Origin of the sequence: Mycobacterium sp. IS-1264 (assembly GCF_001954195.1) — a bacterium.
Lineage (GTDB): Bacteria > Actinomycetota > Actinomycetes > Mycobacteriales > Mycobacteriaceae > Mycobacterium.
Map to the genome: position 1 here is coordinate 1 of NZ_MBES01000096.1, position 15,627 is coordinate 15,627.

A 15,627-nucleotide genomic window follows, 5' to 3' on the forward strand; every position below is an offset into this window, starting at 1 on the left:
CGATGAGCCACCGATACTCGTCGAGGACCCGATGGGCGACCGCGCTGGTGTGCGCGGTGCTGGTCGCCGTGGCGGCGTTGTCCAACCGCTCGCTGACGGCGGCCGCGAAGTCCCGACACCGATCGAACCTGTCTTCGCGGCGTTTGGCGAGGGCCTTGGCGAACACGTCGTCGAGGTGCGCCAATTCCGGACGGTAATCGCTGAGCCGGGGCGGATCCTCGTGCAGGTGCTGGCTGATCACCGCGATCGGGTTGGAGTGCTGGAACGGTGGCGCGCCGGTGAGCAGATGAAATGCCGTGCCGGCCAACGCGTATTGGTCTGCGCGGCCATCGATGTTGGCACCGGCCAACTGCTCCGGCGCGGCATAGGCGACCGTTCCCACCGCGACATTGGTCTCGGTGATCCCGCTGATGCTGCCGAGGTGGCGCGCTACACCGAAGTCCGCCAACAGGATTCGGCGTTCATTGTTCTCGGGATGGGTGAGCAGAATGTTGGCGGGCTTGACATCCCGGTGCAGCAGGCCGCGATCGTGTGCGTAGTCGAGGGCGCCCGCGACCGCGTCGAGAACGGCGCACGCCTCGTCGAGAGGCATCCCGTCCCCGTAATGCTCCCGCACCAGCCGCGACGCGTCGGTGCCCTCGACGTAGTCCATGGAAATCCAAAGGTGGCCATCGAATTCGCCGCGATCATGCACGCCGACGATATGCGGGTGCCACAGGGTTGCCGCCAGATCGGCCTCACGATTGAACCGCTCCCGGAATTCGGGATCCGCGGTGACCGCCTCGGCGAGGACCTTGATCACGTCGCGCCGCGGCAGCCTGGGGTGCAAAGCCAGATAGACCTCGGCCATCCCCCCGGCGCCCAGCGGTCGCAGGATGGTGTAGCCGGCGAATTTCGTGCCGCCGGCCATCGCCAGGCGCGGGCCACTGCCCTCGTTCGGGTCCGAGCTGATGGCCGGGGCGCGGCGAAATAGGTGCGCGCGCAACGCCTCTCGGGCCAGCCGCGGGTTGCGCAGCAGGCGTCGCCCGGCGGCAATGCGCCGGGTGGTTACTTTGTGCCCGTCTTGCTCGTCCGTCAATGGTTGCCCCCTCAAGCGCGCTCGGCCGGGCGCCTCCCCCGGCGCCCTTTCGGATGATGCCGGACGCGGATAGGCGTTGGGCCACCGGAGGTTATGAGACAGCTGTGAACACGAAACAAAGTGAAATCACAGCCGACTCTCATGGAGCCCACTCGGGCGACGGCCGATACTTGTGTGGTGAGTCGACCCGCCGCGCCCGCGCTGACCATTCGGCATGACGGGTCCCAACGTTCCTTCGCCGCGGGTCATGAGGTGGTCGTCGGGCGCGACCTGCACGCCGACTTACGCATCCCGGACCCGCGGATATCGCGCGCGCACTTGATACTGCGTTTCGATCAAGGCCGCTGGCTGGCCATCGACAACGGCTCGCTGAACGGGACGTACGTCAACGGCTATCCGATGCCGGTCATCGACATCCACGACGGCCAGAGCATCAACGTCGGCAATCCGCACGGGCCTCGGCTGACCTTCGCGATCGGCCCGCAACACGGGCCGACCAGCCGGCCATCCCCGACGAGGGCGGTGCCGGATTCCGGGCCTCCCACGCTGGCGTGGTCGACGACCCAGGAGCGGACGAATCCGATCCGGCCGCCGGTGCGGCCGCCGCGACGACCGCCGGGCAACGAGCGGACCGTCGTCAACGCCGGCAGATTGGCCACTCCGCACCCGGCGCCGCCGAACGTCGAATCGACGGTGATCGATGCGAAGACCGCCGACGTGTCCAACCTCGCCACGCGCATGGTGAAGTTCCTGACGCCGCGCTCGCCCGCGGGCGGCACCGGCACCACGATCGGCCGCGCCGCCGACAGCGACGTCGTGGTGTCCGACGTCCTGGCCTCACGCCGGCACGCGACCCTGGTGCAGACGCACCTCGGCACCGAGATCCGCGACACCAGCGTCAACGGGACGTTCGTCAACGGCACCCGGGTCGGGTCCGCGATCCTGACCGAGGACGACGTGGTCACCATCGGCAACGTCGACCTGGTGTTCCACGACGGCACCCTGATCGAACGCAGCGCCGCCGCGAACCGCACCGGCGGCCTCGAGGTGCGCGGCGTGAAGTACGTCGTCGACAACAAGCAGTTGCTCGACGACATCTCCCTGACCGCCCGGCCCGGGACGCTCACCGCCGTGATCGGCGGGTCCGGGGCTGGCAAGAGCACGCTGGCCCGGCTGATCGCCGGCTACGCCCGCCCCACCTCCGGGTCGGTCAGCTTCGAGGGCCACGACATCCACACCGAGTACGCGTCCCTGCGCAGCCGGATCGGCATGGTCCCGCAGGACGACGTGGTGCACCGCCAGCTGACGGTGAACCAGGCCCTCGGCTACGCCGCCGAGTTACGCCTTCCGCCGGACACCGGCAAGTCCGACCGCGCCAGGGTCGTCGCGCAGGTTCTCGACGAACTCGAGCTGACCAAGCACGCCGACACCCGCGTCGACAAGCTCTCCGGCGGCCAGCGCAAGCGCGCCTCGGTCGCCCTGGAACTGCTCACCGGGCCGTCGCTGCTGATCCTGGACGAGCCGACATCGGGTCTGGACCCGGCGCTGGACCACCAAGTCATGACGATGCTGCGCCAGCTCGCGGATGCCGGCCGGGTGGTGATCGTGGTGACGCACATGTTGTCCTACCTCGATATCTGCGACCAGCTGCTGTTGGTGGCGCCCGGCGGCAAGACGGCCTACTGCGGCCCGCCCGACCAGATCGGTGCGGCTATGGGCACCACCAACTGGGCCAAGATCTTCACCCACGTCGGCGCGGACCCCGAAGAGGCCAATCGACGCTTTCTGGCCCGCGCCGAAGCCCAGCGGAGGCCGCAGAAACTCGACAAGACCGATCAGCCGGGCGACCTGGGCGCACCGGTGCACACCAGTGTGCGGCGCCAGATCTCGACCGTCGCGCGCCGTCAGGTCCGCCTGGTCGTCGCCGACCGGGCCTACTTCGTGTTCCTGGCGCTGTTGCCTTTCATCCTGGGTGCGCTCTCGCTGACCGTGCCCGGCAACGTCGGGTTTCACATCGCGGGCCCGCATGCCGGCACGCCGGACGAAGCCGCGCAGATACTCAGCCTGCTGCTGCCCGCCGCGGCGTTCATGGGTACCGCGTTGACCATCCGCGACCTCGTCGGCGAGCGCGCCGTCTTCCAGCGTGAACAGGCGGTCGGGCTGTCGACCACGGCCTACCTGCTGGCCAAGACCGGGGTGTTCTGTGGCTTCGCGATCCTGCAGTCGGCGATTACCACGGCGATCGTGGTGCTGGGCAAGGGCGCGCCGACGCGAGGCGCCGTGGTGCTGGGGAACGCCACCCTCGAGCTGTTCGCAACCGTCGCCGCGACCTGTGTGGCCTCCGCCATGCTCGGGCTGGCCGTTTCCTCGCTGGTCCGTTCCAGCGAGCAGATCATGCCGCTGTTCGTCGTGTCGGTGATGGCGCAGTTGGTGCTGTGCGGCGGAATGGTGCCGGTGACCGGGCGGCTGGGGCTCGATCAGCTGTCGTTTGCCACGCCTGCGCGCTGGGGCTACGCCGCGGCGGCGTCGACGGTCGACCTGCGCCACCTGGTGCCCGGTTCGCTGGTCCCCGAGGACCGGTTCTGGCGACACACACCGAAGATCTGGCTGCTGGACATGGGCATGCTGGCCGCGTTGTCGCTGTTCTATGCCGGGTTTGTGCGATGGAAGATCCGGCTGCGCCGCTGACTCATGCATCCGCCGAAGCACGAGACATTCGACCTGGTCGCCCGCACCAACACCGACCCGAAGGGCATCGTGCGGGCCGTCGACGAGTACGTCGTGCGGCCGTGGGGGCTCTACGTCGCCCGGCCCACCCCGGGCCGGGCCCAGTTCCATTACCTGGAGTCGTGGCTGTTGCCGTCGCTGGGCCTGCGCGCCACGGTGTTCCACTTCAATCCCGGCCACGAGCGCGACCATGACTACTACCTCGACGTCGGCGAATACACGCCCGGCCCGCGGGCGTGGCACTCGCAAGACCACTACCTCGACATCGAGGTTCGTACCGGGAGGGGAGCCGAGCTGGCCGATGTCGACGAGCTGTTCGACGCCGTCCGCCACGGCCTGCTGACTCCGGAGGTCGCCGAACGGGCGGTGCGGCGCGCGGTAGATGCCATCGACGGCCTGGCCCGCAACGGCTATGACCTCGCCCGATGGCTGGCCGGCAACGGCATGCAACTCACCTGGCGCACCGCCTAGCAGTTTTCCGCACCGGCCGAAGGGTATGCCTTCGGAATGCCCCTGAGCGAATATCGGCGCAAACGGCGCTCCGGTCTCCGAACCGGGAAGAGCCCCGAGCCGCGTGGCGAGCGGGGCACGAAGCGCCGCAAGGCCGACAAGCGGCCGTCTTTCGTCATCCAGCACCACGCGGCGCGCAGCGATCACTATGACTTCCGCCTCGAGATAGGCGGCGTGCTCGTTTCGTGGGCGATCCCCAACGGGCCGTCGACGAATCCGAAGGACAGGCGGATGGCGCGCCGCACCGAGGATCATCCGCTCGACTATGCGACGTTCGAGGGAGTCATCCCGCGCGGCGAATACGGCGCCGGCGAGGTCATCGTCTGGGACCGCGGCACCTATGCCAACGCCACCAACTACGAAATGACGGAAGGCCTTGACCGCGGCCATCTTTCGTTCCGCCTGCACGGCGAAAAGCTGCAGGGCGGCTTTGCGCTCACGCGGATCCGGGAGGGCAAAGACGAGACCTGGCTGCTGATCAAACGCAGGGACGAGGACGCCGACGCGCGGCGAAAGCCGGTCAAGAGTCAGCCGGAATCGGTGCTGTCCGGCCGCACGCTCGACGACCTGGACGAGTCGTGACCCCGCTCGCCGGGTTGCCCGGCCCGGTACGCGCGGACCTGCACGACGAGCCCGTGCCGGACTGGCGAGATCCCACGCTGGCCACCCTGACCGAGAAGCGCTTCTCCGACCCCCACTGGATCTTCGAGCGAAAATTCGACGGGATGCGCTGCCTGGCGTTTCGCGACGGCGATCGGGTGCGGCTGCTGTCACGAAATCGCCAGCGGCTCAACGGAACCTACCCGGAACTGGTCGACGCGCTCGCGGCCCAGCACACCACCCGATTCGTCGTCGACGGCGAGGTGGTGGCGTTCGAGGGACGCCGCACCAGCTTCGCCCGGCTGCAGGGGCGGCTGGGCATCACCGACCCCGAAGCGGCCCGGGCGTCGCGCATCCGGATCTACTACTACCTGTTCGACCTGCTGCACCTCGACGGCATGTCCACCACCGAGGTGCCGCTGCTCTGGCGTAAACGACTGCTGCGCAATGCGATCGACTTCACCGACCCGCTGCGGTATGCGCCGCATCGCGTCGGGGACGGCATCGCCGCCTACCGGGCCGCCTGCGCCCGCGGCGACGAAGGAGTGATCGCCAAGCGGGCTGACGCGGCGTATGAAGGCCGCCGCTCACCGAATTGGCTGAAGTTCAAATGCGTTCGCGACCAAGAGTTCGTGGTCGGCGGCTACACCAGCCCCAAAGGCAGCCGCATCGAGTTGGGCGCGCTGTTGCTCGGCTACCACGAAGGGCGCGACCTCGTCTACGCCGGCAAGGTCGGCACCGGCTTCGACGAGGCGACGCTGCACAGCCTGCACGAGCGCCTGTCGCCCATCGAGCAGGACACGCCGCCGTTCACCCGGGGTCTGGTGCGCGAGAAGAGCGTGCACTGGGTCCGCCCGGAACTGGTGGCGCAGATCGGGTTCACCGAGTGGACGCGTGACGGCAAGCTGCGCCACCCGCGCTATCAGGGTCTGCGCATCGACAAGGACCCCCGAGACGTCGTACGGGAGACACACTGATGCCAGTCGAAGTCGAAGTCACCCATCCGGATCGGGTGTTGTTCCCGGATCCGTCGTCGCGAAAAGGGATCACCAAGGCAGATCTGGTCGACTACTACGGCGAGGTGGCCGACACGATGCTGCCGCATCTGCGCGACCGGCCGCTGACCGTGCAGCGGTTTCCGCGCGGCATCGGCGAACAAGGGTTCGTGCAGCAGGATTTCGCCGATTCGCTGCCGGACTGGATGAGCGGCGCCGAGGTCGCCAAGGAGGGCGGCACCCTTGTGCATCCGGTGGCCGACCGCCGAGAGGCGTTGCGCTGGCTGGCAAACCAGAACTGCATCACGTTGCACGTGTGGCAGTCGCGGCGGGATCGGCTGCACAACCCCGACCGGCTGGTGTTCGACCTCGACCCCTCCGACGCCGACTTCGCGGTGGTGCGCGCGACGGCCCGCGCGACCGCCGGCGTGCTCGATGACCTCGGGCTGGCGTGCTACGTGCAGACCACCGGCTCCCGCGGGCTACACGTGGTGGTCCCGGTGCGTCCCGACACCGACTTCGACACCGCCCGGCAGTTCACCCGCGACGTCGCCGAGGTGGTCGCGGCCGACGATCCCAAGCACCGCACCGTGGAGGTGCGCAAGGACAAGCGCGGCGGCCGGGTGTATATCGACGTGATGCGAAACGCGTACGCGCAGACCGCGGTTGCACCGTATTCGGTCCGGGCCCGCCCCGGTGCACCGGTGGCCACCCCACTGGAGTGGGATGAATTGGACGCCCGAGGCCTAAGGGCCGACCGATTCACCATCCGCGATGTTCCCAAACGGCTGGCCGGGCAACGTGATCCGTGGGCCGACATGTCCCGTCATGCGCGCGCGCTGGGCGGCCCGGCGAAGCGGCTGGCGAAACGTCGTGCCTGAACTGCCTGACGTGGAAGGGTTTCGGCGCGAGCTTGCCGGCGCGCTGCCCGGCCGCCGCATTCGGCACGTAGAGGTTCGCGATCCCGGCATTCTGCGCAACACCACCGCCGCGGCGCTCGGACGTCGCTGCGCCGGGCACCGCTTCCGCACGCCACGGCGGCACGGCAAGTGGCTGATCCTGCCCACCGACGGCCCGACGCTGCTGGTGCACAGCGGGATGACCGGCCACCCGTACTACGCCGCCGACGACGCCGAGCCGAAGGGCTATGAGCGGCTGGTGCTGTCCCTGGACAAGGGCGAACTGCGCTACGCCGACCTGCGCAAGCTGCGTGGGGTGTGGCTGGCCGATTCCGACGACGACATCGCGCACGTGACGGGTCCGCAGGGCCCCGATGCGTTGGGCATGGACCTGAGGGCGTTTCGCGACGTGCTGTCCGGGCGGCACGGTCGGCTCAAGCCGACCCTGATGGACCAGTCGGTGATCGCGGGCCTCGGCAACCTGCTCGCCGACGAAATCTGCTGGCGGGCCCGGCTGCGACCGACGCTCCCGGTCGCCGACCTGGACGGCGACGACGTCAAGCGCCTGCACGCCGCGATGACGCAGGTGCTGCGCACCTCGGTGCGACACGGCCGGGTGCCCGGCCTACCGCGGTGGCTCACCCGGGTGCGCGACGAGCCGGACCCGAGTTGCCCGCGCTGCGGCACGCGGCTCACCCGCCGTCGCGTGGGGGGCCGGGCATCGGTGTGGTGTCCCCGCTGCCAGCCCGGGTAATCTCGGCAGTTATGAGCCTTAGCAAGCGCAGGTGGACGACGGTCGCCGCCCTGACACTGGTTGCGGCCGGCGCGCAGCTAAGCCCGGCGACCGCGCGGGCGGATCTGCACAACATCACCTACCGCGCCAGGATCGATGCGCTGACCACCGGCAGCCAGGCCACCTTCGTGATCAACGGTGGCCAGACCAACACCACCAGCCTTCCTTCGATGCCGGGCAACGTATTCGAAGCCAACACCGTATTACCCGACCCCGCGCAAGCCGGGCTCCGGATCGTCCTTCGTTTCCCGTACGCCGCGAACGTGCATTGCGAGATCGACGTCGACGACAACGTTTTCACGCAAGCCGACCAAATGGTCAGGCCCGCGATCGGCAATGCCGATCCCAATAGCGGTGCGCTGCAATGCGGAGCGCCGTTGCCAGGTTAGGTGACCGGGCGGGGCCGCCAGCCCGTCGAGTCGGCCCATTCCCGCGCACGTCGGTAGGCGTCGAGAAACCAGGGCTCCTTGGCGGCAACGTAAGCGTCAGTGTGGCCGTTCGCCCGCTCTTCGGCGTCGCGCTTGGCGGCCAGATAGTCCGCGCGGGCGTCGGGGTTGGCCGTCAGCCAATCCACGAACAGCAGCGCGAACTGCTGATTGGGCCATCCATCCACCCGGATATGCACATTCGTCGGTCGGCCGGGATCGGCCGACGCGTGAATCCGCTTGCGCCACAACGCGGGATCGTCGCTGTGGGCCACATCGTGCGTGATCGCGTCGATGCGCGGATATCCGACGGACAGCAGCGGCTCGGCGAGTTCGTCCGCCACCGCCAATGATTGGACGGTGATCTGGATGTCGATGACGTCCTTCGCGTCGAGGCCGGGCACGGCGGTCGATCCGATGTGGTCGACCCGCAACGCCTTGTGGCCGCAGGCGGTCTGCAGCCGGGCGACGATGCGCCGCGCCTGGGCGGGCCAGGCCGGGTCGGCCGGCACCAACCGGGCCGGCGCCCGGGCGATCTGGCGCTCCGCCACGTTATGGGCGAACGGCAGTATCCGGTTGTGCCATACGTCGCGCGCCCGCTGCTCCAAATCCGCCTGGCTGCCCGAATTGTCCAGCCACACATCGGCGACTTCGCGGCGTTGCTCGTCGTCGGCCTGGGCGGCGATCCTGGCGCGGGCGTCCTCTTCGGCCATGCCGCGCTGCTCGACCAGCCGTCGCAGCCGCACGTCGACGTCGGCGTGCACGATGACCACCAACGGGAACAGCGGCGCCATTCCCGATTCGACCAGCAGCGGAATGTCTTCGACGACAACGGCATCGTCCGAGACGGCCGCGATGATTTCCGAGCGCCGCTTCGCCACCAGTGGGTGGACGATCCCGTTGAGCTTCTTGCGCGCCTCGTCGTCGGCGAAAGCCTTGGCGGCCAACGCCGGCCGATCCAACGATCCGTCGGCTAGCAGGATGCCGTCGCCAAACGCATCGACGAGCGACGCAAGCCCCTCGGTTCCGGGCTGGACCACCTCACGCGCAATGACGTCGCCGTCGACGATGATCCCGCCGCACTCCGCGAACGTGGCGGACAGCGCGGATTTTCCGGCGCCGATGCCGCCGGTCAGCCCGATGCGCAGCATCCGTGAACGCGATTATGCGTTGCCGGCGAGCTTTTCCCGCAGCGCGGCCAGCTGGGCGTCGCTGGCCAGCGACCCTCCGGCGGCCTTCTCGGGGGGAGCGCCGTTGCCCGGCGACTGGTCGCCACCGCTGGGCGCGGCGGCCTCGGCTGCGGCGAACTTCTCCATCTGCGTGGTGTGCATCTTGTGCCGGCGCTCCGCCTCGGCGTAGCGCGCCTCCCACTCGGTTCGCTGGGCGTCGAATCCTTCCAGCCACTCGTTGGTGTCCGGATCGAAGCCCTCGGGGAAGATGTAGTTGCCCTGCTCGTCGTAGCTGTCGGCCATGCCGTACTTCGCGGGGTCGAACTCCTCGGTGTAGTCCTCGTTGGCCTGCTTGAGCGACAACGAGATTCGGCGACGCTCCAGGTCGATGTCGATGACCTTGACCATCGCGTCGTCGCCGACCGCGACCACCTGGTCCGGCACCTCGACATGCCGCTCGGCCAGCTCGGAGATGTGCACCAGGCCCTCGATGCCCTCCTCCACGCGGACGAACGCGCCGAACGGAACGAGCTTGGTGACCTTGCCCGGCACGATCTGGCCGATGGCGTGGGTGCGGGCGAAGTGCCGCCACGGGTCTTCCTGAGTCGCCTTGAGCGACAACGAAACCCGCTCACGATCCATGTCGACGTCGAGCACCTCGACGGTGACCTCGTCGCCGACCTGGACCACCTCGGACGGGTGATCGATGTGCTTCCAGGACAACTCGGAGACGTGCACCAGGCCGTCCACACCGCCCAGATCGACGAACGCGCCGAAGTTGACGATGGAGGAAACCACACCCTTGCGGATGGCGCCCTTTTGCAGCTGGTTGAGGAACTCGCTGCGCACCTCGGACTGGGTCTGCTCGAGCCAAGCCCGCCGCGACAGCACCACGTTGTTGCGGTTCTTGTCCAGCTCGATGATCTTGGCCTCGATCTCCTTGCCGATGTACGGCTGCAGGTCGCGGACCCGGCGCATCTCGACCAGCGAGGCGGGCAGGAAGCCGCGCAACCCGATGTCGAGGATCAGGCCGCCCTTGACGACCTCGATGACGGTGCCCTTGACGGCCTCGTCCTTCTCCTTGAGCGCCTCGATGGTGCCCCAGGCGCGCTCGTACTGGGCGCGCTTCTTGGACAGGATCAGCCGGCCCTCTTTGTCCTCCTTGGTGAGAACCAGGGCCTCGACTTCGTCTCCCACGGAAACGACCTCGTTGGGGTCGACATCGTGCTTGATGGAGAGCTCGCGGGCGGGGATGACCCCTTCGGTCTTGTAGCCGATGTCGAGGAGCACCTCGTCCCGGTCAACTTTGACGATGGTGCCTTCGACGATGTCGCCATCGTTGAAGTACTTGATCGTTTTGTCTATTGCGGCAAGAAAGTCCTCGCTGGAGCCAATGTCGTTGACGGCTACTTGGGGCGAGGTGACGGCGGGACTCGGCATGTTGTTGGGTTGCTCCGGACAGGTGGGGTCGTAGGGACAATTCGGGATTTACCTGTTGAGGCTACTCGACAGGGCACAAGCTGGACAAACTCGGGCTGTAATGCGGCGCTAATCCGGCTTCAGTGCGCCGCTGAGTCCCAGCTGCGGCCGTAGCCCACCGAAACCTCCAGCGGGACGTCCAGCGGGTAGGCGCCGCCCATCTTTTCGCGTGCCAGCGCTTCGACCTGTTCGTGCTCGCCAGGGGCGATTTCGAACAGCAATTCGTCGTGGACCTGCAAAAGCATGCGCGACGAGAGCCCGGCGTCCTTGATCGCCTTGTCGACTTCGATCATCGCCACCTTGATGATGTCGGCCGCGCTGCCCTGGATCGGGGCGTTGAGCGCCGCCCGCTCGGCGGCCTCGCGCACCTGGCGATTGCTGCTGTCCAGCTCGGGAAGATAGCGCCGACGGCCCAATACCGTTGAGGTGTAGCCGTCCTTGCGGGCCTGCTCGACGACGTCCATCAGGTAGTCGCGCACTCCGCCGAATCGGGCGAAGTATTGGTCCATCTGGACTTTCGCCTCCTCGGTGGAGATCTTCAGTTGGGCGGCCAAGCCATATGCGCTGAGCCCGTAGGCCAATCCGTACGACATCGCCTTCACCCGGCGGCGCAATTCGGCGGTGACTTCCTCGATCGGCACGCCAAAAGCGCGCGAGGCGACGAACGAGTGCAGGTCCTCTCCGGTGTTGAACGCCTCGATGAGGCCTTCGTCGCGGGACAGGTGTGCCATGATTCGCATCTCGATCTGGCTGTAGTCGGCCGTCATCAGCTCGGCCATCGGGCCATTGGGTCCCTTCCCGACCACGAACGCGTCGCGGATCTGGCGACCGGCGTCGGTGCGGATCGGGATGTTCTGCAGGTTGGGTTCCGTCGACGACAACCTGCCCGTCGCCGCGATGGTCTGGTTGAACGTGGTGTGGATGCGGCCGTCCCCGGCCACCGAATTGAGCAATCCGTCGACGGTGACTTTCAGCCGGGTGACGTCGCGGTGGGCGAGCAGATGTTGCAAAAACGGATGTTCCGTCTTGTCGAAGAGCGATTGCAGGGCATCAGCATCGGTGGTGTAGCCGGTCTTCGTTCGCTTGGTCTTCGGCATTCCCAGCTCGTCGAACAGCACCACCTGCAACTGCTTCGGCGAGCCCAAATTGATCTGCTTGCCGATCACGGCGTATGCGGCCTCGGCGGCATCGCGGATCTGGTCGCCGAATTGACTCTGCAGTTCGGTCAGCAGCCGCAAATCCACTGCGATACCGGCGTTTTCCATGTGCGCTAGCACCTGCTGAACGGGCAGCTCCATCTCGGCCAGCAGTGCCGTCGAGTCGATGCGCTCCAGCTCGGCATCCAGCGCATCGGCCAGATCCACCACCGCGCGGGCCCGCAGGATCACCGTCTGGACCGCTTGCTCGTCGACGCCGCCCGCCTCGTCCATGTCGTCGAGCAGCGAAAGTTGTTGTTGCTCAGGTGTTTCCGCGCGCAGTTCGCGACGCAGGTAGCGCAGCGACAGGTCGTCCAGGGTGAAGCTGCGTTGCCCTGGCCGCACCAGATAGGCCGCCAGCGCGGTGTCGGACGTGACCCCGCGAAGCGTCCAGCCGCGGCCCCAGAGGTCGTGCATGGCCAGCTTCGCCTCATGCAGCGCTTTGGGTTTCGCGGGATCGCCCAGCCACGCCCCCAGCGCGGCGTCGTCGTCGGGGGTCAATTTCGCGGTGTCGACGTACGCGCCTTCCCCGTCGGCGGCGGCGATGGCCAGCGCGGTCGCGTCCCCTTCGTAGGGCAGGTGCGTACCGACCACCGCCAGCCCGCAGCGGCGCCCGTCGCTGGCGTGCTCGGCCAGCCATTGGCCTACGGCGCTGGCGTCCAGCGCGCCGCCGCGCACGTCGAAACCCTCGTCGACCTCGGGCTCGACAGCGGCCAGCGTGTCGAACAGCCGGTCACGCAACACCCGGAATTCCAGGTCGTCGAAGAGCCGGTGGATCTGGTCGCGATCCCACGGCTGCAGCCGCAGCGTGTCCGGCGTCTGCGCGAGCGGCACGTCTTTCACCAGGTCGGTGAGTTCCCGGTTGCGCACCACGCTGGCCAGATGCGCGCGCAACGCGTCGCCCACCTTGCCGCGCACCGACTCGACGTTGTCGACCAACCCCTGCAGCGAGCCGTATTCGACGATCCATTTCGAGGCGGTCTTCTCCCCCACGCCGGGGATGCCGGGCAGGTTGTCGCTGGGGTCGCCGCGCAGGGCGGCGAAGTCGGGATACTGCGCGGGGGTCAGCCCGTACTTCTCGACGACGGCATCGGGGGTGAAGCGGGTGAGCTCGCTGACGCCCTTGCGCGGATACAGCACCGTCACGTCGTCGCTGACCAACTGCAGGGAGTCACGGTCACCGGTGACCACCAGCACGCGGTAACCCTCGTTTTCCGCCTGTGTGGCCAGCGTCGCGATCAGGTCGTCGGCCTCGAATCCCGGTTCCGCGAGGACCGTGATGCCAAGTGCGCCCAGCACTTCCTTGGTGATGTCGATCTGTCCGTGAAACTCATCGGGCGTCGACGATCGGTTGGCCTTGTATTCGGGGTAGCGCTCGGAACGGAAGGTCTGCCGCGACACGTCGAACGCGGCGGCGATGTGTGTCGGGGCCTCGTCGCGCAGCAGGTTGATCAGCATCGCGGTGAATCCGTATACCGCGTTGGTGGTCAGCCCGCCGCGGGTCTTGAAGTTCTCGGCGGGCAGCGCGTAGAACGCGCGGAAAGCCAGCGAATTGCCGTCCAGCAGCATCAGCGTCGGCTTGGTCTGTTCCTCGCTGGCGGTGCTCACGGCTCACACTCTAGGCACCCCTCGTGACATCAAGTGAGCCGCCGCTCGGCGGTCACGTCGTACTCGGAAACCGACGCGCGCACGATCAAGCCTTGCTGTTCGTCACTGGGTCCGCTGCCGCGGAATGCATCGACGGCGGCCCGCGACTCCCAGCGTTCGAAGATGCCGATGCGACTCGGATCGAGTAGGTCGGCGGCGATCGAGAAGTCGAGGCAGCCGGGCGTCCGGCGGGCTTGCCGCACGACGGCCTCACATCCGGCCAGATAGTCGTCTCGCCGCTGCGGCTCGACGACAAGGTATCCCGCGACGATCACCATCGGATGCTCCTTCGCTTGCCTCACACCTCCTATGACCTCCGACGCCCGCCGAAGTCATCGGCGCAGCCCCGCGGCAGAACTGCAACACGTTTCAGTTTTGCGTTTGGGCTGGGTAGTCTGACCGAGTGCCAGAGGTCACCAGTACACAAGCCGCGATCGACGGCTGGTTCGCCGCCGACGACGCCGGAAATCCCCATCTGATCGGCAGCAAGTGCCCCGCGTGCGGAACCTATGTTTTCCCGCCCCGGGAGAACAACTGCCCGAACCCGGGGTGCGCCAGCGACACCCTGGAGTCCGTCGCGTTGTCGACCCGCGGGACGCTGTGGAGCTACACCGAAAACCGGTATCCCCCGCCCGCGCCCTACCCCGCGGCGGACCCGTTCGAGCCGTTCGCCATCGCCGCGGTCGAGCTGGCCAACGAGGGAATCATCGTGCTCGGCAAGGTCGTCGAGGGCACGCTGGCGGCGGACCTGAAGGTCGGCATGCAGATGGAACTGACCACCATGCCGCTGTTCACCGATGACGACGGCGTCGAGCGCCTCGTGCACGCCTGGAAGGTGGCCTCATGAGTACTCCCGAACCGCTGTACATTCTCGGCGCCGGGATGCACCCCTGGGGCAAATGGGGCCGCGATTTCACCGAATACGGTGTGGTCGCAGCGCGGGCCGCGCTGGCGGAGGCCGGGCTGGATTGGCAACAGATCCAGCTGGTCGCCGGCGCCGACACCATCCGCAACGGCTACCCGGGCTTCATCGCGGGGTCGACGTTCGCACAGAAGCTCGGCTGGAACGGCGTGCCGGTCAGCTCGAGCTACGCCGCCTGCGCCAGCGGTTCGCAGGCGCTGCAGAGCGCCCGCGCCCACATCCTGGCCGGATTCTGCGACGTCGCGCTGGTCATCGGCGCCGACACCACTCCCAAAGGCGCGTTCGCTCCAGTCGGCGGCGAACGCAAGAACGACCCCGACTGGCAGCGGTTCCACCTGATCGGCGCGATGAACCCGGTGTACTTCGCGCTGCTGGCGCGCCGGCGGATGGACCTGTACGGGGCGACGTCGGAGGACTTCGCTCAAGTGAAGGTCAAGAACTCTCAGCACGGCCTGCAGAACCCGAATGCCCGCTACCGCAAGGAATCCTCGGTCGAGGACGTGCTGGCCAGCCCGGTGGTCTCCGACCCGCTTCGGCAACTCGACATCTGCGCCACCTCCGACGGTGCCGCGGCGCTGATCGTGGCCAGCGCGGAGTTCACGCGTAAGCACCTCGGCTCACTCGACGGCGTTCCGTCCGTGCGTGCGGTCAGCACCGTCACCCCGCGCTATCCGCAGCACCTGCCCGAATTGCCGGATATCGCAACGGATTCCACCGCTGTTGTGGCTGCACCGGAGCGGGTGTTCAAGGACCAGATCCTGGACGCCGCCTACGCCGAGGCGGGCATCGGGCCCGAGGACCTGAGCCTGGCCGAGGTCTATGACCTATCCACCGCGCTGGAACTCGACTGGTACGAGCACCTCGGGCTGTGCGCCAAGGGCGAGGCCGAGGCGCTGCTGCGCAGCGGTGCGACCAAGATCGGCGGCAAGATCCCGGTCAATCCGTCGGGCGGACTGGCCTGCTTCGGCGAGGCCATCCCCGCCCAGGCGATCGCTCAGGTCTGCGAGCTGACATGGCAGCTGCGCGGCCAGGCCACCGGCCGACAGGTGGAGAACGCGACGGTGGGCGTCACCGCCAATCAGGGACTCTTCGGACACGGTTCGTCGGTGATCGTCGCGCGCTAGCGGCCCCTGCCCGTCTGCCCGTCGAGTGTGCAAGCTGGGCGACCAGGGCGCACACTCGACGCC

The 15,627-nt window shown here is 67.8% G+C and carries 14 protein-coding genes; 9 read left to right on the forward strand and 5 right to left on the reverse strand.

The genetic code is table 11. The annotated features are described in order from the left end of the window. Window positions 1–910, reverse strand: a 910-nt coding sequence (locus A5744_RS23600; protein WP_276206973.1) for a serine/threonine-protein kinase, incomplete at its 3' end; no start/stop codon positions are given. Between the two features lie 309 nt (window positions 911–1,219). On the opposite strand from A5744_RS23600, the gene A5744_RS23605 reads away from it, so the two are divergent. The 7 genes from A5744_RS23605 to A5744_RS23635 all read left to right on the forward strand — a co-directional run bounded on the left by A5744_RS23605 (window position 1,220) and on the right by A5744_RS23635 (window position 7,991). After that, a complete protein-coding gene (locus tag A5744_RS23605; RefSeq protein WP_083679383.1) occupies window positions 1,220–3,766 on the forward strand; it encodes an ATP-binding cassette domain-containing protein in 2,547 nt (848 codons plus the stop codon). Between the two features lie 69 nt (window positions 3,767–3,835). Continuing rightward, window positions 3,836–4,276 (forward strand): DUF402 domain-containing protein, encoded by a 441-nt coding sequence (locus tag A5744_RS23610; protein WP_139329643.1) that lies wholly within the window; start codon window positions 3,836–3,838, stop codon window positions 4,274–4,276. Between the two features lie 36 nt (window positions 4,277–4,312). Further along, complete coding sequence (locus tag A5744_RS23615; protein ID WP_076064794.1) at window positions 4,313–4,897, forward strand: DNA polymerase ligase N-terminal domain-containing protein; 585 nt, start codon at window positions 4,313–4,315, stop codon at window positions 4,895–4,897. Beyond that, the gene (gene ligD / locus A5744_RS23620; protein ID WP_076064795.1) at window positions 4,894–5,892 is read left to right on the forward strand and encodes a non-homologous end-joining DNA ligase; all 999 of its coding nucleotides are present in this window, start codon (window positions 4,894–4,896) and stop codon (window positions 5,890–5,892) included. The genes A5744_RS23615 and ligD (A5744_RS23620) overlap by 4 nt, the downstream gene beginning before the upstream one ends. Next, a complete protein-coding gene (ligD, locus tag A5744_RS23625; protein WP_139329640.1) occupies window positions 5,889–6,791 on the forward strand; it encodes a non-homologous end-joining DNA ligase in 903 nt (300 codons plus the stop codon). Before ligD (A5744_RS23620) ends, ligD (A5744_RS23625) begins: the two co-directional genes overlap by 4 nt. Further along, window positions 6,784–7,563: a DNA-formamidopyrimidine glycosylase family protein gene (locus A5744_RS23630; protein WP_076064814.1), complete on the forward strand. Its 780-nt coding sequence runs from the start codon at window positions 6,784–6,786 to the stop codon at window positions 7,561–7,563. Before ligD (A5744_RS23625) ends, A5744_RS23630 begins: the two co-directional genes overlap by 8 nt. A gap of 11 nt (window positions 7,564–7,574) precedes the next feature. Continuing rightward, window positions 7,575–7,991, forward strand: a complete 417-nt coding sequence (locus tag A5744_RS23635) for a hypothetical protein (protein ID WP_076064797.1) — start codon at window positions 7,575–7,577, stop codon at window positions 7,989–7,991. Here the strand turns inward: A5744_RS23635 and coaE are convergent. The 4 genes from coaE to A5744_RS23655 all read right to left on the reverse strand — a co-directional run bounded on the left by coaE (window position 7,988) and on the right by A5744_RS23655 (window position 13,796). Then, window positions 7,988–9,178 (reverse strand): dephospho-CoA kinase, encoded by a 1,191-nt coding sequence (coaE, locus tag A5744_RS23640; protein WP_076064798.1) that lies wholly within the window; start codon window positions 9,176–9,178, stop codon window positions 7,988–7,990. The two genes, A5744_RS23635 and coaE, sit on opposite strands and share 4 nt — an antisense overlap. Before the next feature lie 12 nt (window positions 9,179–9,190). After that, window positions 9,191–10,636: a 30S ribosomal protein S1 gene (gene rpsA / locus A5744_RS23645; RefSeq protein WP_076064799.1), complete on the reverse strand. Its 1,446-nt coding sequence runs from the start codon at window positions 10,634–10,636 to the stop codon at window positions 9,191–9,193. Window positions 10,637–10,755: 119 nt separating this feature from the next. Then, window positions 10,756–13,440: a DNA polymerase I gene (gene polA / locus A5744_RS23650; protein ID WP_139329644.1), complete on the reverse strand. Its 2,685-nt coding sequence runs from the start codon at window positions 13,438–13,440 to the stop codon at window positions 10,756–10,758. Between the two features lie 68 nt (window positions 13,441–13,508). Then, window positions 13,509–13,796 (reverse strand): antibiotic biosynthesis monooxygenase, encoded by a 288-nt coding sequence (locus A5744_RS23655; protein ID WP_076064815.1) that lies wholly within the window; start codon window positions 13,794–13,796, stop codon window positions 13,509–13,511. Window positions 13,797–13,921: 125 nt separating this feature from the next. On the opposite strand from A5744_RS23655, the gene A5744_RS23660 reads away from it, so the two are divergent. Together A5744_RS23660 and A5744_RS23665 are read left to right on the forward strand one after the other, a co-directional pair. Further along, entirely contained in the window at window positions 13,922–14,365 is a 444-nt protein-coding gene (locus tag A5744_RS23660) for a Zn-ribbon domain-containing OB-fold protein (RefSeq protein ID WP_076064801.1), read from the forward strand. Next, complete coding sequence (locus A5744_RS23665; RefSeq protein ID WP_076064802.1) at window positions 14,362–15,564, forward strand: lipid-transfer protein; 1,203 nt, start codon at window positions 14,362–14,364, stop codon at window positions 15,562–15,564. Before A5744_RS23660 ends, A5744_RS23665 begins: the two co-directional genes overlap by 4 nt. Window positions 15,565–15,627 lie beyond the last annotated feature (63 nt).